Below are 19,826 nucleotides of genomic sequence, written 5' to 3' on the forward strand. Positions count from 1 at the left end.
GTCAAGTTTCACATCGAGGTTTGTTAGAGTGGGAAATAATTTCGGGAAAAGACAAAAATTAAAAAGGCTTCTGAATCGTCGAGTCAGGGAAAACGGCCACCTTTTTCTTATCTTTCCCAACTTCCTCCACCATCTCTTCCAAAGTTTTTACTCTCACAACCTCCTCGTAAACCTCAAGCCAGGGCTGTTTCTCCTGGTATTGCGAGACGAATATAACCTTTCCAGCCCTCTTTAGGGTCTCAGGAGGTGGGAGGTAAAGAAATCCACCTTTCCTCCTAATACCCCACCTTCCATGAATGTAGTGGCTGATCTGCCCTGTCTTCGAGTTGCAGACTATAACAAGAGTTCCGCCTTGCTTTAAGCAGAGAGTCGGCCATGTAGCTATTGCCGCCTCGCTTGCCTTGCTATATGCATTGGAAATAACAACATCAAACTCAAATCCCACCTGTGTGGCGTAGTGCTTCCTAGCCTCCTCAACACCCTTCCTCTGAGCCTCAATGATATCTCCGGCAAAGATGTGGGTGTTCTCCCTCCTCGTGTTTACGAGCGTATTAACTACAAAGTCAAACTTTGCCATCCTCGCAGCCTCCTCGGCATCCTTACGCATTACATTCTCTTCATTCACTCTCCCATAGGCCATCTGGCATGTGGGATGAAGCTCTCTAACAGCAGTTGCAGCGCTCCACCCCCCTATAACTCCATGGTTGTACGCTATGCTCCTAATCCCCGCCACTCCCGGCAGAACGATCTTCGCTCCACCGCTGTATCCGAACTGAGGATGCGGAAGAATGCATCCAAGGCCTATTTTGAGAGAGTAGCTCATAACTTCCGAGTTGATCTCAACAGGTGTGCCGGCAGAGGTTTCGCCCAGATAGTCAAGATTGGCGAGGGGATTGTGGTTGAAGACGGGATAGTTTTCAACCACCTCCTCGCCCAGCTTCTTGGCAAAGTCATCTCTGTCGTAGGTGCCGTGTGCACCGTTAGCGCAGACGAACGTGATGTTCTCATCGGAAACTCCTCCTCTCCTTAGCTCCTCTATAACAGCCTTGGAAATTCTTTCAAGTTTCGTCGGCCTCGTCATATCGTCGAAGATTATAACTGCCTCTCTCCTCTCTTCAGCAAGCTTTGAGAGCGCTTTCTGCCCGATTGGCTCCCTTAAAGCCCTTAATACTCCTTCATCCCCAACCTCACTGGCAGAGTCTCCAGCCATCATGAAAACGCTAACATCCCAGCTTTCTGGCGGCTCGAAAATAAGGGGCTCATCCCCATACCATATGTTGCTCGGAAATTCAATCATGTTTTAAAGTTAATTTTTAGTATAAAACGGTTGTTGCTTTTTAATCTGGATTCCAAATAGTGTTCTACTCTTGGGATTTCAAATTCTCTCCTCGATATTCTGTCTGAACTGAGAAAGTGGTTGAATAATCAGCTCACCACTTCCTTCGTCACCTTTGCAATGTCCATTTTTGAAATGTGTTTGGCTGATGGGAACAAAGCGGGTAAGACTACCAAATAAACAGCAACAACCGTGAAAGCGTAAGTTCTGGGAAAGATCAACATCGGAAGGTAGTAGAGTTCACTTTCGAAAGACGTAAATAAGACGTATGCCGTCGCATAGGCTACAGGAAGTCCTATTGCAAGTCCCAAAATCCCGATAAACGCGCTTTCAAATACCAGCGAAAGCGTGATTTCTCTCGGAGTGTATCCGAGCATTCTGAGTGTCGCGAACTCCCTGCTTCTCTCTATAACATTTATACTTGTCGTGTTGAAGATTGACGCAAAGCCCAGCGAGGCGCCAAACATGAGCGAGAAGGTGATGAAGGCGTAGAAGAAGCCCATTAGCTCTCCGATGGATTTCTCTGCCTCCTGAATTGTGCTAACTTTCCTAACCCCATCCATTTCTCTGATTTTCTCCGCCACTTCGTTGATTCTGCCATCCTCAGCATCCACGAAATTGTATTGAACCCATCCACGCCTGAAATTTCATTAAAATAGTCAAGGCTTGCAGTTGCAACGGAAAGGAGCGGTATTAACTCCAATCCTCCAACTTCAGCCTTTAGTTTACCAAATTCCGTTAGGGTCCTTACCAGATCACATCTCAGCCAACCTCTGCAACACCCTCTTTTCCCTGAAACCCAGAGCAACAACCACCCCCACCAAAAGGACATTCAAAGCAGCGAACTTATACACAGATCTCCCCGTATATCTATGCAACCTCCTCAATCCGAATGATTTTGCGAGTTTGAACACATCCTCAATGACTGATCTCACAGCCTTGAAATGCTCCCATCTTCGCAGTAAATTCATCAGCTTAGCCTTTAGAGCCTTAAATCTCCTTATTTCCTTCTCTAACATCTTAGAACTGAAAATACTTAAGGGATAGCTCAGAATTCCATCCAACCTGCCTATATTGAAGTTACTTCTGGGAAAAATCAGAGGAACAATCCTGTACTCGTTTACTCCCATTAAATAGTTTCTGTACGCGTAGAACCCCTTATCCATAATTACGATATCTCCGTTCCTGACTATTCTCCTCCTCTTCAGCTCATCCATCACCTCCTGAAAAATCTTGGCTTCATGCCTGTTTGCAGGATGCAGCAGGAAAAGCAGAGGTTTTAGAGTGGGATACTCCAGAACCAGAGTGAGTTTCATTCCAATAAACAACCCCTTTGCAGAATATCCCCACCTGTAATCCTTTCCTTCGAGATCTTTTTGCTTTACAGGTTTCCTGAACCAGTTGATGTCAACACTAGTATACAATCAACGATTAGACGAGTGTTTCTCTGCCTTCTCCTTGTGACGGAGTTCAGGATTCTGAGAATCATCGCTGTAAAGCTGTTTAAGTTGAATCTGGAGAGGAAGGAGAAGATGCAAGCAGTTTTTGGAACCTCTTCCACTCCGAGAAACTCCCTTAACTCGCTCCTTCTCTCCAATTCATCAACCACGTGGGAGATTCTGGTTGAGAAGAACATTGAGGTGATTACAACTTTCAGGCAGTTGATCGCGGTTTTTATTGGCGAGGTGAATTTAGCTATGATCTTTTTTGTCTTCCGCATTTCGAAAATCTTAAGTATTTCTTTCAGCAATTGCCATCTGTAGTCGTTTGGGTCGACTGCAAGCGGGATCTGCATTTTCTCACCTGGAGGAGGCTTATGCCTCCTTCTACATAACTTTTTCGGTTTTAAATCGGTTTATTTCCTGTGAAAAGAGGTTTGGTTATGTCTCTTTGCGTGGAAAGGTTGGATTGCTTGTTGTTTGTGGATTAGATAGGTTAGGGAAGAGATTGGGTTAAAGGTTGTGTAAGCACCCTATATACCCTTATCCGGAATTACCTTCTCCCCATCGGCATTGTAAACGTTGTATAGATTTCTGGTAGTTGGATGCGATAAGCAAGGTTGATGCAACGCTTCCACCTTTCTCAACAGCTATACTCGTCTCAACAAGCGGCTCTGCGAGCAAAACACCATCCATCCTTCTTATCTCCTCAAGCACTTGCTTTTCGTCGTAGCTATCCAGGTTTACTTTGATGTCGTAGGCGTAAACTTTCCCAAACTGAAGCTGCATCACGTAATCAAAGGAATCAACGAAAACCATTGAGTTCAGGATGAGGGACGTGCAGGCAACAATGACTGAAGAGAGAAATAGCCGTTCTCTTCCGGTTCCTGACCAGATTTCTTACAGCCATCCTGAAAATCAGCCTTGTCCGCAAAATTCTGTTGATGATTGCATCAAATTTGACTGCCAGACCTTCAGAAAAAGTTTCTTCGACATAGCCCCTCAGAGCCTTAACTATGTCAACTCTTGAAGCCTGAAATAGGTTGAAGAACTGGAAAATAAACCCAACGTTCCTTCTTCTGTGCATTGTCAGGGCATCATCGTCGTAGTCCGTAATGTCTCTGCTATCAAAAATAACTCTGCCCTTCGTTGGACGATCAATGCCACTGATGATGTTGAGCATCGTTGTCTTCCCGCAGCCTGAGGGGCTAAGCACGACAACAAACTCCCCCCTCTCGACCTGCAGATCGACACCTCGTAGCGCATTCACCTCAACCTTTCCCATGACATAGGTTTTCCAGACTCCCCTGAGTTCGATCACCTTTTACTCCTCCGATAGATCCAGATTGTCATCCCTAAGATTACCAGCACAATAACCGCAAAAGCGGCCCATTCAAACTCACCGGAAAACACGTAAATGGTAAACTCCCTCTCAACCGTGTGCTTTTCAAATCTCATGTCAAGGTAAGAGATCTCTGCCGTAATTTCGTGATTTCCCGCTTTACTTGCCTTAAGCTCGAAGGTAGCTGTTGCGGAATCTCCGCTCTCAAGAGAGCCTATGAAGTAACTATCCCCCTCTAAACCTTCCGGAAGCTTTAGCTTTACCGCCACACCTTTCACATCCTGCTCCCCGCTGTTCTCTATTTGAAGGGAGAGCTTGAACGCATTTCCATCAACTATACGCTGGGGAGATGTGTAAACTCCGGCCAAGTCAATTGATATCGTCCCATAGTCTGAAACGTAAACTGGAATGCTGTAATCACGGCTGAAGCCACTGCCAGTGAAGCTCAAGACTAATTCGTAGCTCCCGCTCTCCTTCGGAGACTTCAGGGAGAAGTTTATAGAAGCTGTCTCTCCTGCCTCCAAGTCTCCCAGAATCTCTTTGTTTTTTCCTTCAAAACCATCTGGAAGTTGAAGCTGGACAACAGCATCTTTCAGGTCTGAGTTTTTTGCTGTCACAGCAACATTCATTGTGAAGTCAGAATTCGCGTAAATTTTATCGGGTATGGTTTTTACCTCCAGATCAAGCTGGGGCTCGGCGAGTACTTCAACCATAACTGGAATTCTTGCCTCTCCTTGGTATCCGAACTCCGTTTTGTATTTCACAACCAGATCGGCAGTGTATGTGCCCTTAACAGCGTTATCATCCACTGATATTTGCAGACTCACATTCTTCGCTTCTCCGTTCTCCCACGACTCAACAAGATACGTTGTGCATGGATGATTCTAACGTGACTGTTGCAGTCTCTATTTTCCCACCCATATTCCTGATTTCGATGCTTTTTTCAACTGTTTCACCCGGATTTAAGGTTATTTTCTCTCCCGTAAACAGGAAGAGGGATTCATGGACGAAAAGGGTTAAAACTGAACTCATTCCAAAGCTTTCTCCTGTCTCATTAACGTATGAGAGAGTTACGTGTAAGGAGTAAACCCCGGATTTTTCGGCAAAAGCCTTTAGCTGAGCAGAGGTGCTTCCAGTTGTCAAGTCACCAATTCTCAGGTGGATGCTTGAAGATTTCGCATAACGGGGATCTATCAGGTAGAAACCGTCCTCCTCTTCGCAAACGGTGAGTTCAAGTCCTTTCGCCACATCTCCAGAATGTGTGATGTCTATGGAGATCACGAAGTAACCGGGAGAGGGTTGGGATGGATTGGTGTGGTAATTCAGTGTAACCACTGGCTGAGCAGAGGTTACGGCAATTAAGGACAGCATCAACAACTAAACCAAAAACAACCTCATTCCCCACACCTCTCAAAAAAATTTTAAAGCCATTTCTCTATATCTTTCCAACGACCCTATGTCTGAGTAGACCGAGTATATTGTGAGCCCGTCGAGCATTGCTGAAAGCGCGAGAGCAGTTTCCTTGGGATATTTGCATTCCTTGAATAGGGCAAAATCCTGCCTAAGCTCTCTACGAACATCTTATTAATATCTTTTTTTAAGTCCTCAGACTGGAAGTTTAAAGCGTAGAGCATGAATTCTGTCAGTTTTCTTCTCTCCCTCATGTATTTAATCCAAAAATCCACGAGTTCTTCGACGCTTTCAAAACTCAACTCGTCCAGCAGACTTCTGATGATTTGCAGGAGGGTTGCTCTAATCAAATTCTGCTTGCTCCGAAGTGATATAACACAAGGCTCTTGGAGACTCCAGCTTCTCTTGCAACATCACTGAGGCTCACCTCATAAGGTGGTTTGGCCGTGTAGAGTTTGAGAGCGGCGTTAAGAATATTGACTGTCTGGTCAGTATATGTTGACCTAGTGGTCAAAAAATATAAAATTTTTCTCTAAGTACGTTGTTCCAGCAACATTCTTTTTACTTTAACACCCAGCCAAAACTTTCTCTTATCGGCTGCTTTGCTTGGATTCTTTAAAATCCTTTCGGAAGCTTACATGGAGCTTCGAAATTAACAACCTTCAACCCGGTCAACTTCTTGGAGATGAGTGTCTTTGACCCAAATCCTTACTAAATCCATTAAGTGCAAATTTTATATTTCCTTCCACAAGCCGAGTTCAGGTGAGTCTATGCCGAACGTGTTCGTTGAGGAACTGGTTCACACTCCTGTGGAAAAGCAGGTCATCGAAATAGTGGAGAGAAAAGGTATCGGTCATCCAGACAGCCTTGCCGATGGCATGGCAGAGGCGATGAGCAGAGAGTTGAGCAAAGAGTACATCAGAAGGTTCGGAGCGGTTCTGCACCACAACACGGACGAAACGCAGATTGTGGCTGGTAGATCTAATCCACAGTTTGGTGGTGGGGAGGTTATCGAGCCAATATATGTCCTGCTAGTCGGCAGAGCGACGAAGTTCTTTAATGGAGAGTATATACCTACAGACAAAATCGCTCTAAAAGCTGCAAGAGACTACATCAAGCAGCACATGCAGAACCTTGACCCCGAGCTTGATGTTGTATTCAACGTCAGGCTGGGCGAAGGCAGTACGGATTTGCAGGATGTTTTCAGGAGAAAAAGCGGGAACGTTGCTCTTGCCAACGACACGTCGTTCGGCATAGGTTTTGCTCCTCTTTCTGAAACTGAGCAACTTGTTCTAAATGTGGAAAGGAGGATTTATGAGGAGTTCAGAAAGGCGAACCCGGCAATAGGGGAAGACGTAAAGGTCATGGGGTTGAGGGAGAAGGACAAAATCTCCTTGACAATCGCCGCAGCATTCGTTGACAGATACGTCGCAAACATCAAAGAATACGATGCAATCAAAGAGGAGCTTGAGAACTTCGTTAAAGATATCTCGAACGAGTACACTGAAAGGGATGTGGAAGTTTTCGTCAACACTGCTGATGATTACGAGACTGGCTGCGTCTATCTGACTGTGACAGGAACATCAGCGGAGAATGGTGATGATGGAAGTGTTGGGAGAGGCAACAGGTGCAACGGTCTCATCACTCCAGGAAGACCGATGAGCATGGAGGCAAGCAGCGGTAAAAATCCAATCAACCACGTCGGGAAGATTTACAACCTGCTGGCAAACCAGATAGCGTCGAGAATTGCTGAAGAGGTAGAAGGAGTTGAAGAAGTTTACGTGAGGATCCTCAGCCAGATAGGGAAGCCGATAAACGAGCCAAAGGCTCTGAGCGTTCAGGTAATTCCGAAGAGCGGATACGACATATCTAAGATTGAGAAGCCAGCAAGAGAAATAGCAGAGGAAATGATTGCCAACGTTGGCAAAATAACAGACATGGTAATTGAGGGGAGAGTCAGAACCTTCTAATTATATTTTGATAAATTTTAGCCGTCCTGTAAAGCTCATCCACGTAGACGAATTCGTTCTCTCCATGTAAATTTCCCCCACCAGGGCCGAGGTAAAAAGCAGGTATTCCGTGCTTTCTGACGTGCCTCGTGTCCCCAACTCCTAAGGAGAACACAGCCTTCGGCTTCAGCCCCTCTTCAACTATTGCTTCAACCATAATTTTCAGGAGCCTGACGTCATCCTCCAGCCTAACTCTATCACTTTTGACACCATAAGGTTGTAAAAAGCCCTCCACTCTGAATTCCACGTCGTCAGCATAGAGTTCTCTCCTCACATCCTCGATACTGATCCATGGGGCAAATCTTACGTCGGCATAAACCGTGCACTTAGGTGCAACAACGTTCCTCTTCACACCACCTCTGATCATAGAGGGATTGAAGACCGCATGCCAACTTTTAATCAGAAACTCCATTCCAAGACCTTCGAAAAATTCTCTGTATGCCTCATACGCCCCTTCAAGCCTTCTGAACGACTCAACCTTCTCAACTATGTACTGTGAGGCTCTGTAAATCGCACCCTCTATCGCATCATGTGAGGCTGTATGACCGGAATTTCCCTTAAACTCGATGTCAATGGCCAGAACTGCAGCTTGCAAAACTCCAATTTTGTCGCTCCCGGTCGGCTCTCCAACAACAACCGCATCTGCTTTCTCTCTCTCAAAAACATATCCGAGGCCGTTTACACCGCCAACCTCTTCATCAGATGTAAAAGCGAGCTTGAGACCACATTCAGGCTCTATTTGCGCTGCCGAACAGATTGCCGCTACACACCCCTTGGCGTCACAGCTACCCCTTCCGTAAAGCTTCCCATCAACTATCACCGGATTTAGCAGCTCATCTCCAGCAGGAACGGTGTCGAGGTGAGAAGTGAGCATGAGTTCAGGCTTTCCCTTGCGGATGTAAACGACAAGATTCTCTTTCCCTTCCTCTTTTGCATAAACTTTCTGCTCAAAGGACGAAAAAAGCTCTGAGAGATACTCCACTGCCTCAGCTGTTTTACCGGGTGGGTTGCGGGTGTCGATTTTGACAAGATCCTTCGTTATCTGAAGTGGATCCATGTGATTAGCAGATGAGCGTCATTAATAGCTGTTACCCTAACCTTTTGCAACTTATCATTATAATAGTGAATTACATGATTTATCCGTAAAATTTATTAAATCTACGTTTTCAAACATTTACAATGGCAGTGTCCATTGAGGAGTTCTCGCGCATAATCATTGCAACCTTGGATCTAAATTTTGAAATACTCAAGAACTTCTTCACCCTTCTGGTTGTTTCATCAACCAACACCTCTCTTGTGTCTGAGGGAGCGAACCTTAACTTCTCGAACGTTTGGGGATTAATATATGGTGGTCTAGTCTCAAACTACTGGAACAGCTTTGCAATTCAGGAAGTCCTGAATGCAACGCAGCACAACGTCTCGGCGATGAAAAACTTCTCAATCGCCATCAACTACTTAGGCAGCAACGCCACCACGGTTTTCGGAGACCCAGACGGCACGAAGGGTTTAACATACCTTCAGAAAGGAGTTTACGACTATCTAAAGAACAATCCACAGGAGACTGAAAAATTGGCAGACAGCCTTGCAGGCATGTTTAAAGCACAGGTGGAGTTCCTAATAAAGCTCATGGAGTCCGTAAACACGACGTTCACTTAATTGAGTAAAACGGTACAGGAGTGAAGCAGAGAAAAGCCAGTATGAAAGCGATGATGCCAAGAACATACCTTCTCAAATCCAGCGGAGTTTCATCATCAGCCGGTTTGGGATGTCTCTGCATGGAGAAGAAGAAAGATATGAAACCCCAGAAAAACCAGACTGAGTTTGGCTGATTTAGCTGTGCCATAATGGCAAACCCGTAGGCAAAGAGCAGAAAAGGAACTGCTTTTGAGATTACTTCGCTCCTCTCTCCCAGCATTGCTCTCAGCACATGCCCTCCATCAAGCTGGCCAACGGGTATCATGTTCAAGAACGTAACGAAGAAACCAACCCAGCCGGCAAACGCAACCGGGTGGATAGCCTCTTTCTGGTAGTTCGTAATGTAAAGGATTGCGTCGAAGATAGGTGGAGTGCCGATGTAAATCGTAGGAGGTGATGTAAGCTCGTAGGGAAGCTGGAGACCAATCAAAACGACTATTATCGATGCAGCAATACCTGTTATCGGCCCGCTCACACCAACGTCAAATAGAGCTCTTCTGTTAGGGATTATTCCCCTGTGTCTGATTACCGCCCCAAGCGTTCCTATGATGGTGGGGAAAGGGATGAAGTACGGTAGGGATGTTTTCATATTCCATCTTTTCGCAGCGAAGTAGTGCCCCATTTCATGGCTGCCGAGGACGAACATGATGGCGAGGGAGAACATCAGACCTCCTGCAATGTTTATTTCCTCACCATAGAACGTTGACCCAACAGCGGTGGTAGTTATCAATGTCGCGATGAAGAGGATGATGTTAATGGTGTAGTTTTCCTTCCTTTCAACCTCTTTAACCTCTAAGACTAGCTCACCGTAGTGATACCTCAAACCCACTTCGTAGTTTTGCGAGAGGAGATGTAACAGCTTTCTGATTTCGCTCTCAGGTGAGATTGGTACAACGTAAAACCTGATTGTTTTCCCAATTATTTCCTCGCCGTAAATCCGGAAGTGTTTCTCTATCTCGTCTTTCAGGTTCATTGTACCAGCTCTATATACCCCTCATCAGCGTTAACAATCACACGGTCTCCCGTTTTTACAATTTCAAAAAAGCTCTCGTCTCTTACCTCCACAAGAGGTATTTCGGCCATTGCAGCACCCACGGCGATTATCGTTTCAGTTTTTTTGTTTATGATTGCCTTTGGAGCAATTCCTTTCTTTTTGAGGTTGAGCAAAACGTAGGTGCCGACAGTTGAGCCCTTACCTCCCGGAAAAATCAGAACCTTCCCTGCTACGCTTTTTCCCTTTATCTCACAGTCTTCGTTGACAACACCAGTCTCTTTATCAATCCCACCGAGAAAAGAGATGTATTCTTTTGTTACTAAAGCTTCACCCTCTGCTCTACCTCTGGTTATTGCTCTGCAGGCGAACTTCACAAATAAAATGAGTTGTTATGTTATATGGCTTTTACCCTCTTCTTTTTAGCAAGGGGGCGGGGCTTGATGAGTATCCTTCCTCCGCAGTTCGTGCACTGCACGAGGCTTTTTTCAGTGTCAATATCCACCTCAGCCCCGCAAATCAGACAGATGTAGGACATCCGTTACCCCACCGACTTTTCAACGAGCTTTCCTCCCGGCGTTACAGGCTGGTAGCAACCTCCGGCAAACTTATATCCGCAGTGCTTGCATTCCCATATTCCGGTTCCTGCCCTTTTCACCGCTTTTTTACCGCATCTCTTGCAGACATACTTTTGCCTCTGAACAGCCTCAATCTCCAGCCATGTCCTTCTGACTCTGAGGCCGTATCTTGGTCCGAACTTGCCTGCTGACTTCACTTTCTTCGTTCTGCTCATACAGACTGCATGGCATGCATTGCATTTAAACGTTTTCCACTAAAAGGACAGATAGGTCTTCTGATGTCTCAGGTACTCACCTCTGTCAACCAAGTTTTCGACAAACACTCTGTCTTCAGGAAGGCTATCTAGTTTATCTGATGAGTACCTGCTTCTCCCTATTCCGAGAACGTCGTTGTGTTTGTTGCAAACAAAAACTATTGAATTTTCGCCGAACTCTGTAGTCTTCTCAACCGAGCCCGCAAAGATGTCTCTGCCGTAGAGAAAAAGCATCTCTCCTCTCTCATTCACCCATAACCTGTTCCTGTTGTTTTTCAGCAGCCAGAAAGTTCCTTCAAGGGAGAATCTAAACCTCCGTCCCACTTCCCCTATTTTAACCCCTACATAATAAGGATTCAGTTCCGCAATCATCCCGCAAAGCTCCTTTGAAACCGCATAGACCTCCTTTTTTTCACTTCCTCTGATAAGAATGGAGTATTTATCCAAAAAATCGATTGAACCGAAGTAGTTAATGGCTTTTTTTATTACTTTCAGTTCCTTGTTATTTGGCTGTCTAAACGCCATTTAATCGCCCTTACAACCTTGCTGTAATCCCCATCTATCCTGAAAGCCTCAACCGTGTTGACAATCACACTCTCTCCAACTTCCATGCTTCCTTCTATCTCTTCAGGCAACACGACCTCCCCATTTGGGGTCATCTCGTAGCAGTCCATGTTTTCCTCTATACCAACCACAACAAATTTTCTTCTCAAGAAGTATGGGCGAATCTCCTCAAACCTCTTCAGGGTAGCAAGGGTCTCGTTCGCAATAATAGAGGTGTTCATCTCAAGAGCCCTGGCGTTTATTCCAATCTCATTTCTGTCAAGCTCGTAGCTATACCCCCCAACCCTGCTAAGATATGTGTCCGCTATAACCTCCACCGGGTACCTGTACATCGTCCATATTCTGTAATCAATCCCCATTTATAACTTTCGGTCAATTTAGCAATTAATCATTTACAATATACTTTAATCCTTGCCGCATAGCTTTTTCATGGACTACTCTCAGCTTGCGGAGAAATTTATTAAAGAGATGTACGCAAAGTACATGAAGAGGGTAAACAAACCCGGCAACACCCCGCAGCCGTGGTATGATTTTCCCAGAGAGCAGCTATTGAGTAGGCTGTTTGAGGAAATAGAGGAGCTAAGGGGAGCGGTTGATAAGGGAGATGACGAGAATCTCAAGGATGAGCTTTTAGATGTGGCGAACTTCTGCATGTATCTCTGGGGTAAGCTGACCTATCTCGGTTAAGAATATATACGATGATAGGAATTACCATTAATGCTCATCGCTGTTGAGGGCATTGATGGTGCTGGAAAAACAACGATTTCTTCATACATTGCAGAACTGCTCAGGCAGAGAGGGTGTAAGGTAAAGGTGTTCAAGGAGCCGGGCGAGAGCGAGTACGGAAAGAAAATAAAGAATTCAGAAGATAGGTTATCGCCGGAAGAAGAACTGGAGCTTTTTTTGAAAGATAGAGAGATTGATGTGAAGAACAACATACTCCCCGCTCTGCAGAAGGGATATGTTGTTGTTATGGACAGATATTATCTATCAAACATAGCCTACCAGTCGGCAAGGGGCATCGATGCCAAACTAATCAGGGAGATGAACGAAAAAATTGCTCCAAAACCGGACTTAACGATACTGCTTGATGTAGAGCCCAAAATAGCCTTAGAGAGGGTGAAGAGGAGGGGCAAACTCTCACCGTTTGAGAGGCTAGACTACCTGAGAAAAGTAAGGAAGTGCTTTCTGGAAAATATGGATGAAACAACGGTTGTGGTTGATGCTTCAAAACCGCTTGAAAAAGTTAAGGAAGATGTGAAGAAAATTATTGACTCAAAGCTCAAGCAGAACCTTGATTAGGTCTTTGTCCCTCACAGTCCCCACGAGCCTGTTCTCCGAGTCAAGCACGGGGATGTAGTCGAGATCGCTCCTGACCATCCTTCTTGCACATTTGGAAACGCTGGTTTGTGGGTACACGAATTCCGGCTTCTTCATGAAGTTCTTAACCGGCTCTTTTGGCAGCTTTACAACACTCACCTCGAAATACTTCACCGTATAATCTCTCACCGAATCCCAGCTCCAGTTATCATCAGTGTCGCTTGAGGAAGAGTATGCGGTCTGTTCTATGAAGTCCTCGATGAGTGTTTCGGTGAGCATGATTTTCTCGTCAATCACTCCGACAAGCTCATCGTTCTCGTTGAGTATGCCAACAAACTCTGAGTTGGAGAGCCTCATAATCTCTCCGACCACGTTCAGAGGTGTCTCCTCCCATACACACACGATATGGGGTGTTATGTAATCTCTGACTGGCTTCTCCACGTTCATTTCAGCTATCTTCTTCACTATATCTCTGACTGTTATTATCCCAACCAGCTTTCCATTCTTGACCACCGGAAGCCTCCTGAACGGTGTTGAGGTGAGAATCTTCACAACCTCCTTTACATCTGCATCAGCATCAACCGTGGTGGGATTTGGAGTCATCAGGAGGGCAAGCTGGTTCTCCTCAATTTTTCTCAAAATGTCCTTCCTTGTTACTATTCCAACCAGCTCTGAGTTTTTTAGAACAGGAACGGCTGATATTTCATATTTTTTGAATAATTCAAGTACCTTGTCTCTTGTACTTGGAAGAGTTGCGTAAATTACATTCGAGTTCATAATCTCCGCAGCTTTCATTGCATCTCGATAATTCATTTGAGATAAATAGTTTTTCATCAGCGAGGGTAAAGTTAAATTCCGCTCCCTTAGGCATGGCGGTATGGCACTGATTCCAAAAGAGGTCTTCTTCGTTTCAGGGATAGGCAGGCATGAGGACGCATTAGTTAGCTTCGAACTGGCATTGAGGGATGCTGGAATAGAGAGATTCAACCTCGTTCCAGTGAGCAGCATCGTCCCACCAAACTGCAGAGTTGTCAGCAAGGAAGAGGGACTGAAGAAGCTGAGCCCCGGAGAGATCGTCTTTTGCGTTATGGCGAGGCACACAAGCAATGATGAGGGAGCTGAGATTTTTGCCAGCGTCGGAGCGGCATTTCCTGAAGACGATAATTTAAACGGATACATAGCGGAGCACAGCGGAGTGTGGTATGAGGGGGCAGAGAAGCATGCCAAAAAGCTTGCTGAGGAGATGCTGAAAACACAGGGAGGCAAGGTGGCAAGAACATTCGGAATAACTGCAAGAGGAAGGGTTGAAAAATTTACAACAGCCGTTGCTGCTGCTGTTTTTGTTATTTAAGCCAGAAGTCTCCTCACAAGCTCCTCAACTCTTCTCCATATTTCGCTCCTGACCTCCTTGTAGTCTTCCGTAGTTGAGGGTTTCCTGACATCCCAGTACTCTCCAATTCCAAGCTCGTCAAATTCTATGATAACATCAAAGTCGTCAGCCATTTCCTTGCTGAACATTCTCGGCTTACCATTGATTTTGAGTCCAAGCTCCCTCATTGCCGCAACCGCTCTCAAGTCTAAGTCCTCAGCAGGCTCGATTCCAGCACTGACTGCAAGCATGTTGTTCGGGGAGAGGTAGTTGAATATCGCTTCAGCCATTTTCGTTCTGCAGTCGTTGTTTCTGGAAAGGAACAGCACCTTCTTTGGCTTAGCTATTCTGTGGTAAATGTCGACAGACTCCGGCGTTTCGGGGTTGATTGTGTATCTTCCAATCTCCACTTCTCCGTAATCTACGAACCTCAGCTTAAGGGTTAGCGTGTTGTCCTTGAGTTCTATGACGTTGTAGTTTTGATCCGGCATGCCGAGAACCTTGAAAGAGCCGAGAGTGCCTGCATGGAGTATGTGCGTCCTCATAAGCCTGATGGAGTAGGGCATGTGCCTGTGACCTGCAAGCACAGCACTGATGCCATTCGCAATTAAAAGCTCGACCATCTCTCCCGCATCGATGAGGACGTTTCTCTCCCTGCCCGTCTTCGGGATTGGAACTATGTGGTGGTGCAAAGCAAGAATGTTGAACCTGTCCCTTTTGACCTTGCTCACAATCCAGTCCCTCTGCTCCTTTCCGATGTATCCGTCATCCAGATCGGGCTGGGTGCTATCGGCAGCTATTAACGCCACGACGTCGTTCTTCCAGTACTTTTTGGTCTCTCCAAAGTAAAGCTGGAAGAACTCGTAACCTATGTTCCTGGCATCGTGGTTTCCAGGAACTGCGATAAAATCAGGCTTCAGGTCAAGCAGTGTTTCGTAGGCATCCCTCATCTCGGAATGGATTCCCCAGCAGGAGAGGTCACCGGTGATTATGACGATATCAGGTTCAATCTCGTTAATCTGCCTCACGGCCTTTTCGACCTTTTCCCTTATCAGCTCCTCACCAAAATGAAGGTCTGAGATGTGAACGATTTTCATGTTATTCTGGTTATATTCTCTGGATTTAAATTTAAGGTTGATGCTGTCACTTAGGAAAGTTGCCAAAAACGATAATGTGGAAGCTAAAATAAAAAATTATTTCCGGAAAAGCTTTATCGTCTGCTCAACGCACTTTATCTGAGCTTCTTTCGCCGATTTCAGATTTTCCGCGAAGCTTTCTGTCCAGCTTCTCTCCAGAACTTCCTTAGCAAGTGTAAACACGTGCGGAGGTACTGAAAGAATCTTCTGCGTGTACTCCTCAATACCTTTTTCGAGGTCTTCGTAGATTTCATTCACGAGACCGAGAGTCCTCCCCTCTTCAGCCGTCATGTCTTTCCTCATGAAAACCATCTCTCTCGCCACGCCATCTCCAACAAGCCTCGGAAGGAGTGAAAGAGCACCCATGTCCGGAATTATCGCGTAATCCGGCTCTCTGACACTGAAAACCGTTCCCGGAGTGGCTATGCGAATGTCTGCAGCGAGAGCAAGCTGCAAACCCCCTCCAATAGCATATCTCTGCACCGCAGCAATAACCGGCATTTTTAGCGTTCTGATGCTATAAATCAAATCCTGAACAAAGTCAATTGCTTCAGGGAGATTTCCTGTATCCTGCTGAGTCAGAGCAAATAGCAGATTTCTATCGAGACCGGCACAAAAAGTGTCTCCTTCCCCACTGAGAACCGTAACCTTCGCCTCAGAATTTGCCACTTCCTTTACAGCCTCTCTCAACTCCGTCAGGAGCTCAAGGTCAAGAGCGTTCTTCTTTTCAGGTCTGTTGAGCCTGATTCTTGCTATCTCTCCAATTTCCAGCTTTACCTTGCTCATGGACAGAATAGTCAAGAAGGATATAAACTTTTACCGCTTGAAGAATTTCTCCACAAACCTGCCTTCCTTTTTCAAAATTTCAACCTTCTTGGCAAAATCCATGTTGCCAATCCCGAGGTCATCGAGTTCAACGGTTATAGGACCGTCATACTCAAGTTCTGAAAGCTCTTTCAGCACATTTTCAACCTCCCTCCCTTTACTCGGCTGAATGTGTCTCCCTTTCTCATCGTAATAGCTCACGTGAACGTTGCATATCTTGCTAAAAAGCTCGAAAAACTCCTCAACTCCACCGTTAAGCATTGCGTGCTTGATGTCGAAGGTGAACATTATGTCATGAGCCTCCACAAACTCCTTAATTTCCTCAGCAGTCTTGCAGAGGTTGTTTATTCTGTTTTCGGAGTTCTCAAGACCTACCGTAACCCCCTTGATTTTCGCAAATCTGCTTGAAATCCTCAGATAGCGATTTAGTGAGAGGTAATCCGCCCACACAGGTTCTCTTGCTGCGCTCCTCTTCCCTGCATGCACCGTCACTGGCTGAGCACCGATTTTCGCTGCGAGAGCAATGGAGTACAGAGTCTCTTTCAGGGTGAGGTCGCACAAATCTTGATTCACGGAGACTGGGTTTAAATCCAGCACCGGAGCATGGATGGCGTTATCGAAGTCCTTGAAGCATTCAAGCTTGTCCATGGCCCTGTCAACCCAGAAGTAAGGAGTCTCCGGCCAGAACTCCACACCGTCATACTCCGCAAGCCTAACAGCTTTGGCAATGATATCTGTCGAGTACTCGTAGAGAAACATTGAAGAAAAAAGAAGTCTCATTAAACCACCCTTCTCTTTCTGTAGTCCTCAACAAGCTTCTCAAGCTGGTCGATTTTTCTCCTTTTTGTTTCCTCAAGCCTCTCACCATAAACCTTCTCGAACTTTTCGGCATTAACAACTGCAACATCGTCGCCCATCATAAACTCAACCTCATCGAAAGAAATTCTCGGAATGTTGTATTTCTCGAAGGTCTCAGCAGCAAGATGAGACATTTCACTGCTGCATATTATTGCCTTGATTCCCTTTTTGCAGAGCATCTCAGCCAGAGAGGCGCTTCCACCGCTCGAATCCATGATGATGACAATATCACCCTCTGAAATACCCATTTCCCTCTCAGCCCTCTCAATCTCCTCCCTGGTGAACTTTCTGAGAACCTTCGCCTCTTTCCACCCCTGGAACTCAAGCATTTTCATTTTTCTCAGCACGGCAATTCTCTCCTTCAGCTGCTCAATCTCCTCATCCTTCTCCTTCAGCCTCTTCCTGAGGTCAAGGATTTCCCTTTCAAGATTTTTCACATAGGTGTCCTTTCTTATCTTCTCATGCTCCTCCCTCGAAATCGAGGCAATCCTCGCCCGCAGATTTTCTATTTCGTCCTTAAGCTCCTTTATCTTCCTCGAAAGAATTCTGTTCTCCTCCTTCAGTCTCTCTATAACTTTGTCTCTCCTGATTACTTCATCCCTGCTTACCGTGTCCGTCTGAAGCTTCTCGGTCTTGCTTTCTTCCTTGGTTACAGAAAGTATCTCTTTCAGAGGTGTTCCCTTGATGACCTCTGCCTTTATTCTATCAGAATCCAGTCCTGCAGGAAGGCGCTTCTCGACGTTTATCAGCTTGTTCTTGTAGCTGTTGAATGCATCTATTGCAGCGGCCAACGCATCCCTCTCGTGGTCGTTGGAAGTTGCGTACTTAGATGTCAAGATTCTTTTCTTTTCCACACTCATGTCCTCTCTTGGAGTGTAAAGAACAGCGTTGAACGAGGCCCTTATCTTCGAAACGAATTCAGGTGGGGAGCTTTTATCTGTGGAAATCACAACCGGCTTTCCGAGTGAGGATATGAACTCCACAACCTCCCCCGGACTCCAGCCCTTCTTGCTCTTTATGTCTACAACCTCTCCTCTCAAGTCGAGTGCCGCTACCGCTGTCGTTGAGCCCGGGTCAATCCCAACTATGAGGTATTTGAGAGTCTTTCTGAGCGGTATGAACTCTATTTTTTCCTTCTCAATGGCTTCAACAACAACCTGCACATCCCTCGTTTTGAATGAGTTGATTGGCACTTTATCTCTTCGGGCGTTGACGATCATAACCCCTCTCGAAATCCCGCCGTACCCCTTTTTTACCTCCTCCACGAATTCAAATCCTGCTTCGGCAATCCTGTCCCGGATTTCTCTGTAAACCTCCCTTACGGCGTTGTGTATCTTCCTCCCATACTTCTTCTGCCTCCAGCCACCCTTTCCGAGGCTTCTGTTTCTGGAAACCGTTATCCTCGTTTTGTCTGTAAAGACCGAAATTTCGCTCCCCATCCCAAAGCTCGCAAGGTATGCACAAGCCTTAGCCTCATCCACCGGATTTCTGATGTTTATTTTCAGTCCGAACCTCTTTGAGAGGCTTGGGAGGGAGTTTTCCCTGTCCGTCACCTGCACGAGCTTGGTTTTGGACGGGGCGTTTTTGAGGAAGAATATCAGGTCTTTCTTGTCCTTAAAGACCTCGTAAATGTTGTCAACCGCTATTATGTCCGGCTTCTCCTTTTTAATCATTCTGAAGAGCTTGCTCCTCGAAACAATCTTTTCAAACTCGTTGCCGTTTTCAAGAACAACGACCGCATATTTCGGCTTGATCTTCCCGTGGACGGAACCACCTACTATATCGACTCCAAACACCACACTCATTCTTGCAGAATTCTATCGATTGCAGAATTAATATCCTTTTCTATGCGGTAGGCTCTGTTGAAGTATGTAATTATGTTCTTAACATCCCTCTCAAGAATCTCCCTCCACCCCTCCTCTCCAACCTCCACGCTTTGCGGAAAGTCGATGATCCAGATTCCCTCTTCACTGACGAGAACGTTGTACTGGCTGAGGTCACCGTGGACAATTCCCCTGCGGTAAAATTTGGCAACCTCCTCAAGAATCATCTCAAGAACGTCTTCAGGGTTCTCTACCCTAACTCTGTAAAGCTCCTTTGCGTCTATGAGCTCCATCAGAACTGCATTTCCTTCCCAAGCGTAAGCTTTAGGCACGGCGAGTCCCTGAAGCTTCTGCAAAGCCTTAAACTCATTTCTCGCAGATCTGATCGCAAGAACGGAGAAGTGAAGGTCCCCGTAATCTCTCTTTTCCTTAACCTTCTTGAAGCTCGTGTGTCCCACCTTGTGGAATTTCACCACGCACTCTCCGTACTTCTCTGAGTAGCAGTTGAAAACCGCACTCTCCTTTCCTTCCCCCATCAGCTTTCCAATCGCGTTGACCTTTCCACTTCTAACCAGACGGTGGAGCGAGTAGAGGCTCAGCCCGAGAAACGTGAAAGTTGAACCCTCATAATCCTTCTGCCTGTTCTGAACTATCCTTAAATCGGATAAATATCTGAGAATGTTTCTCGCCTTCTCCTCTCCAATTCGGGCCTGAGAGGAGATAATTTGAATTGGGACGTACTCATAATCCCACAGGTTCCTGAAGATTGCATCAAGAATTCTCCACGAGTGCTTTCCCATTTCTTTGTAAAGCTCAGCAAGGTTCACGGCATTATTTAGGCAATCTGCTATTTGACGTTTCTCATTAATCAAAACGC

Annotated in this window: 27 protein-coding genes; 5 read left to right on the plus strand and 22 right to left on the minus strand. The window is 45.8% G+C overall.

The window, feature by feature from the left end; all coding sequences use genetic code 11:
• Positions 1 to 58: 58 nt before the first annotated feature.
• From H0Z19_RS05965 to H0Z19_RS12025, 9 genes are all read right to left on the minus strand, one after another.
• The gene (locus H0Z19_RS05965) at positions 59 to 1,297 is read right to left on the minus strand and encodes a nickel-dependent lactate racemase (protein ID WP_290724800.1); all 1,239 of its coding nucleotides are present in this window, start codon (positions 1,295 to 1,297) and stop codon (positions 59 to 61) included.
• A gap of 128 nt (positions 1,298 to 1,425) precedes the next feature.
• Positions 1,426 to 1,950, minus strand: a complete 525-nt coding sequence (locus H0Z19_RS05970) for an FtsX-like permease family protein (RefSeq protein ID WP_290724802.1) — start codon at positions 1,948 to 1,950, stop codon at positions 1,426 to 1,428.
• A gap of 141 nt (positions 1,951 to 2,091) precedes the next feature.
• Positions 2,092 to 2,760: a transposase gene (locus H0Z19_RS05975; protein ID WP_290724804.1), complete on the minus strand. Its 669-nt coding sequence runs from the start codon at positions 2,758 to 2,760 to the stop codon at positions 2,092 to 2,094.
• A complete protein-coding gene (locus tag H0Z19_RS05980; protein ID WP_290724806.1) occupies positions 2,718 to 3,131 on the minus strand; it encodes a hypothetical protein in 414 nt (137 codons plus the stop codon). The genes H0Z19_RS05975 and H0Z19_RS05980 overlap by 43 nt, the downstream gene beginning before the upstream one ends.
• Before the next feature lie 187 nt (positions 3,132 to 3,318).
• Positions 3,319 to 3,564, minus strand: coding sequence for a hypothetical protein (locus H0Z19_RS05985; protein WP_290724808.1), 246 nt, complete (start codon positions 3,562 to 3,564; stop codon positions 3,319 to 3,321).
• Between the two features lie 16 nt (positions 3,565 to 3,580).
• Positions 3,581 to 4,096, minus strand: a complete 516-nt coding sequence (locus H0Z19_RS05990) for an ATP-binding cassette domain-containing protein (RefSeq protein ID WP_290724810.1) — start codon at positions 4,094 to 4,096, stop codon at positions 3,581 to 3,583.
• On the minus strand, positions 4,093 to 4,944 hold the full coding sequence (locus H0Z19_RS05995; protein ID WP_290724811.1) for a CARDB domain-containing protein: 852 nt from the start codon (positions 4,942 to 4,944) through the stop codon (positions 4,093 to 4,095). Before H0Z19_RS05995 ends, H0Z19_RS05990 begins: the two co-directional genes overlap by 4 nt.
• Before the next feature lie 28 nt (positions 4,945 to 4,972).
• Positions 4,973 to 5,491 carry a hypothetical protein gene (locus H0Z19_RS06000; protein ID WP_290724812.1) on the minus strand — a complete coding sequence of 173 codons (519 nt, stop codon included), beginning with the start codon at positions 5,489 to 5,491 and terminating at the stop codon, positions 4,973 to 4,975.
• A gap of 382 nt (positions 5,492 to 5,873) precedes the next feature.
• Positions 5,874 to 6,041 carry a helix-turn-helix domain-containing protein gene (locus H0Z19_RS12025; RefSeq protein WP_365892456.1) on the minus strand — a complete coding sequence of 56 codons (168 nt, stop codon included), beginning with the start codon at positions 6,039 to 6,041 and terminating at the stop codon, positions 5,874 to 5,876.
• Positions 6,042 to 6,297: 256 nt separating this feature from the next.
• Between H0Z19_RS12025 and H0Z19_RS06005 the strand changes: the two genes are divergently transcribed.
• A complete protein-coding gene (locus H0Z19_RS06005) occupies positions 6,298 to 7,497 on the plus strand; it encodes a methionine adenosyltransferase (RefSeq protein ID WP_290724813.1) in 1,200 nt (399 codons plus the stop codon).
• On the opposite strand, the gene H0Z19_RS06010 is transcribed toward H0Z19_RS06005, so the two are convergent.
• The gene (locus H0Z19_RS06010) at positions 7,484 to 8,593 is read right to left on the minus strand and encodes a M20 family metallopeptidase (RefSeq protein ID WP_290724815.1); all 1,110 of its coding nucleotides are present in this window, start codon (positions 8,591 to 8,593) and stop codon (positions 7,484 to 7,486) included. The genes H0Z19_RS06005 and H0Z19_RS06010 overlap by 14 nt on opposite strands.
• A gap of 122 nt (positions 8,594 to 8,715) precedes the next feature.
• Between H0Z19_RS06010 and H0Z19_RS06015 the strand changes: the two genes are divergently transcribed.
• On the plus strand, positions 8,716 to 9,192 hold the full coding sequence (locus H0Z19_RS06015) for a hypothetical protein (RefSeq protein WP_290724817.1): 477 nt from the start codon (positions 8,716 to 8,718) through the stop codon (positions 9,190 to 9,192).
• On the opposite strand, the gene H0Z19_RS06020 is transcribed toward H0Z19_RS06015, so the two are convergent.
• The 6 genes from H0Z19_RS06020 to H0Z19_RS06045 are packed head-to-tail and all read right to left on the minus strand — an operon-like array spanning position 9,185 to position 11,950.
• The gene (locus tag H0Z19_RS06020; protein ID WP_290724820.1) at positions 9,185 to 10,204 is read right to left on the minus strand and encodes a site-2 protease family protein; all 1,020 of its coding nucleotides are present in this window, start codon (positions 10,202 to 10,204) and stop codon (positions 9,185 to 9,187) included. The genes H0Z19_RS06015 and H0Z19_RS06020 overlap by 8 nt on opposite strands.
• On the minus strand, positions 10,201 to 10,608 hold the full coding sequence (locus H0Z19_RS06025; protein ID WP_365892467.1) for a DUF126 domain-containing protein: 408 nt from the start codon (positions 10,606 to 10,608) through the stop codon (positions 10,201 to 10,203). The genes H0Z19_RS06020 and H0Z19_RS06025 overlap by 4 nt, the downstream gene beginning before the upstream one ends.
• Positions 10,609 to 10,619: 11 nt before the next feature.
• Positions 10,620 to 10,760, minus strand: coding sequence for a DNA-directed RNA polymerase subunit P (locus H0Z19_RS06030; protein WP_290724824.1), 141 nt, complete (start codon positions 10,758 to 10,760; stop codon positions 10,620 to 10,622).
• 3 nt (positions 10,761 to 10,763) lie between these two features.
• Positions 10,764 to 11,015: a 50S ribosomal protein L37Ae gene (gene rpl37A / locus H0Z19_RS06035; protein WP_290724826.1), complete on the minus strand. Its 252-nt coding sequence runs from the start codon at positions 11,013 to 11,015 to the stop codon at positions 10,764 to 10,766.
• A gap of 39 nt (positions 11,016 to 11,054) precedes the next feature.
• On the minus strand, positions 11,055 to 11,579 hold the full coding sequence (locus tag H0Z19_RS06040) for an NIP7 N-terminal domain-related protein (protein ID WP_290724829.1): 525 nt from the start codon (positions 11,577 to 11,579) through the stop codon (positions 11,055 to 11,057).
• Positions 11,546 to 11,950, minus strand: coding sequence for a hypothetical protein (locus H0Z19_RS06045; protein WP_290724832.1), 405 nt, complete (start codon positions 11,948 to 11,950; stop codon positions 11,546 to 11,548). The genes H0Z19_RS06040 and H0Z19_RS06045 overlap by 34 nt, the downstream gene beginning before the upstream one ends.
• 97 nt (positions 11,951 to 12,047) lie before the next feature.
• Between H0Z19_RS06045 and H0Z19_RS06050 the strand changes: the two genes are divergently transcribed.
• Positions 12,048 to 12,305 (plus strand): MazG nucleotide pyrophosphohydrolase domain-containing protein, encoded by a 258-nt coding sequence (locus H0Z19_RS06050; protein WP_290724835.1) that lies wholly within the window; start codon positions 12,048 to 12,050, stop codon positions 12,303 to 12,305.
• Between the two features lie 30 nt (positions 12,306 to 12,335).
• Positions 12,336 to 12,920 carry a dTMP kinase gene (gene tmk / locus H0Z19_RS06055; protein ID WP_290724838.1) on the plus strand — a complete coding sequence of 195 codons (585 nt, stop codon included), beginning with the start codon at positions 12,336 to 12,338 and terminating at the stop codon, positions 12,918 to 12,920.
• Here the strand turns inward: tmk and H0Z19_RS06060 are convergent.
• Positions 12,894 to 13,733 carry a CBS domain-containing protein gene (locus H0Z19_RS06060; protein WP_290724840.1) on the minus strand — a complete coding sequence of 280 codons (840 nt, stop codon included), beginning with the start codon at positions 13,731 to 13,733 and terminating at the stop codon, positions 12,894 to 12,896. The two genes, tmk and H0Z19_RS06060, sit on opposite strands and share 27 nt — an antisense overlap.
• An 82-nt stretch (positions 13,734 to 13,815) precedes the next feature.
• On the opposite strand from H0Z19_RS06060, the gene H0Z19_RS06065 reads away from it, so the two are divergent.
• Positions 13,816 to 14,289 (plus strand): arginine decarboxylase, pyruvoyl-dependent, encoded by a 474-nt coding sequence (locus H0Z19_RS06065; RefSeq protein WP_290724842.1) that lies wholly within the window; start codon positions 13,816 to 13,818, stop codon positions 14,287 to 14,289.
• On the opposite strand, the gene H0Z19_RS06070 is transcribed toward H0Z19_RS06065, so the two are convergent.
• The 5 genes from H0Z19_RS06070 to H0Z19_RS06090 form a co-directional block, all read right to left on the minus strand.
• On the minus strand, positions 14,286 to 15,404 hold the full coding sequence (locus H0Z19_RS06070) for a metallophosphoesterase (protein WP_290724845.1): 1,119 nt from the start codon (positions 15,402 to 15,404) through the stop codon (positions 14,286 to 14,288). The two genes, H0Z19_RS06065 and H0Z19_RS06070, sit on opposite strands and share 4 nt — an antisense overlap.
• A gap of 96 nt (positions 15,405 to 15,500) precedes the next feature.
• Positions 15,501 to 16,229 (minus strand): enoyl-CoA hydratase/isomerase family protein, encoded by a 729-nt coding sequence (locus tag H0Z19_RS06075; RefSeq protein WP_290724847.1) that lies wholly within the window; start codon positions 16,227 to 16,229, stop codon positions 15,501 to 15,503.
• A gap of 30 nt (positions 16,230 to 16,259) precedes the next feature.
• Positions 16,260 to 17,048 (minus strand): sugar phosphate isomerase/epimerase, encoded by a 789-nt coding sequence (locus tag H0Z19_RS06080; RefSeq protein WP_290724849.1) that lies wholly within the window; start codon positions 17,046 to 17,048, stop codon positions 16,260 to 16,262.
• Entirely contained in the window at positions 17,048 to 18,931 is a 1,884-nt protein-coding gene (locus H0Z19_RS06085) for a DUF460 domain-containing protein (protein WP_290724851.1), read from the minus strand. Before H0Z19_RS06085 ends, H0Z19_RS06080 begins: the two co-directional genes overlap by 1 nt.
• Entirely contained in the window at positions 18,928 to 19,776 is an 849-nt protein-coding gene (locus H0Z19_RS06090) for a serine/threonine-protein kinase RIO2 (protein ID WP_290724853.1), read from the minus strand. Before H0Z19_RS06090 ends, H0Z19_RS06085 begins: the two co-directional genes overlap by 4 nt.
• Positions 19,777 to 19,826 lie beyond the last annotated feature (50 nt).

Source organism: Archaeoglobus sp. (assembly GCF_017656475.1).
Classification (GTDB): Archaea; Halobacteriota; Archaeoglobi; order Archaeoglobales; family Archaeoglobaceae; genus Archaeoglobus.

Bases quoted from the DNA above. Each gene is read 5' to 3' on its own strand.
- H0Z19_RS06010 (WP_290724815.1), bottom strand. From the start codon at position 8,593: ATGGATCCACTTCAGATAACGAAGGATCTTGTCAAAATCGACACCCGC.
- H0Z19_RS06060 (WP_290724840.1), bottom strand. From the start codon at position 13,733: ATGAAAGCTGCGGAGATTATGAACTCGAATGTAATTTACGCAACTCTT.
- H0Z19_RS06070 (WP_290724845.1), bottom strand. From the start codon at position 15,404: ATGAAAATCGTTCACATCTCAGACCTTCATTTTGGTGAGGAGCTGATA.
- H0Z19_RS06020 (WP_290724820.1), bottom strand. From the start codon at position 10,204: ATGAACCTGAAAGACGAGATAGAGAAACACTTCCGGATTTACGGCGAG.
- H0Z19_RS06045 (WP_290724832.1), bottom strand. From the start codon at position 11,950: ATGTACAGGTACCCGGTGGAGGTTATAGCGGACACATATCTTAGCAGG.
- H0Z19_RS06085 (WP_290724851.1), bottom strand. From the start codon at position 18,931: ATGAGTGTGGTGTTTGGAGTCGATATAGTAGGTGGTTCCGTCCACGGG.
- H0Z19_RS06065 (WP_290724842.1), top strand. From the start codon at position 13,816: ATGGCACTGATTCCAAAAGAGGTCTTCTTCGTTTCAGGGATAGGCAGG.
- rpl37A (WP_290724826.1), bottom strand. From the start codon at position 11,015: ATGAGCAGAACGAAGAAAGTGAAGTCAGCAGGCAAGTTCGGACCAAGA.
- H0Z19_RS06050 (WP_290724835.1), top strand. From the start codon at position 12,048: ATGGACTACTCTCAGCTTGCGGAGAAATTTATTAAAGAGATGTACGCA.
- tmk (WP_290724838.1), top strand. From the start codon at position 12,336: ATGCTCATCGCTGTTGAGGGCATTGATGGTGCTGGAAAAACAACGATT.
- H0Z19_RS06075 (WP_290724847.1), bottom strand. From the start codon at position 16,229: ATGAGCAAGGTAAAGCTGGAAATTGGAGAGATAGCAAGAATCAGGCTC.
- H0Z19_RS06030 (WP_290724824.1), bottom strand. From the start codon at position 10,760: ATGTCCTACATCTGTCTGATTTGCGGGGCTGAGGTGGATATTGACACT.
- H0Z19_RS06005 (WP_290724813.1), top strand. From the start codon at position 6,298: ATGCCGAACGTGTTCGTTGAGGAACTGGTTCACACTCCTGTGGAAAAG.
- H0Z19_RS05980 (WP_290724806.1), bottom strand. From the start codon at position 3,131: ATGCAGATCCCGCTTGCAGTCGACCCAAACGACTACAGATGGCAATTG.
- H0Z19_RS06040 (WP_290724829.1), bottom strand. From the start codon at position 11,579: ATGGCGTTTAGACAGCCAAATAACAAGGAACTGAAAGTAATAAAAAAA.
- H0Z19_RS06015 (WP_290724817.1), top strand. From the start codon at position 8,716: ATGGCAGTGTCCATTGAGGAGTTCTCGCGCATAATCATTGCAACCTTG.
- H0Z19_RS05965 (WP_290724800.1), bottom strand. From the start codon at position 1,297: ATGATTGAATTTCCGAGCAACATATGGTATGGGGATGAGCCCCTTATT.
- H0Z19_RS06080 (WP_290724849.1), bottom strand. From the start codon at position 17,048: ATGAGACTTCTTTTTTCTTCAATGTTTCTCTACGAGTACTCGACAGAT.
- H0Z19_RS05985 (WP_290724808.1), bottom strand. From the start codon at position 3,564: ATGCAGCTTCAGTTTGGGAAAGTTTACGCCTACGACATCAAAGTAAAC.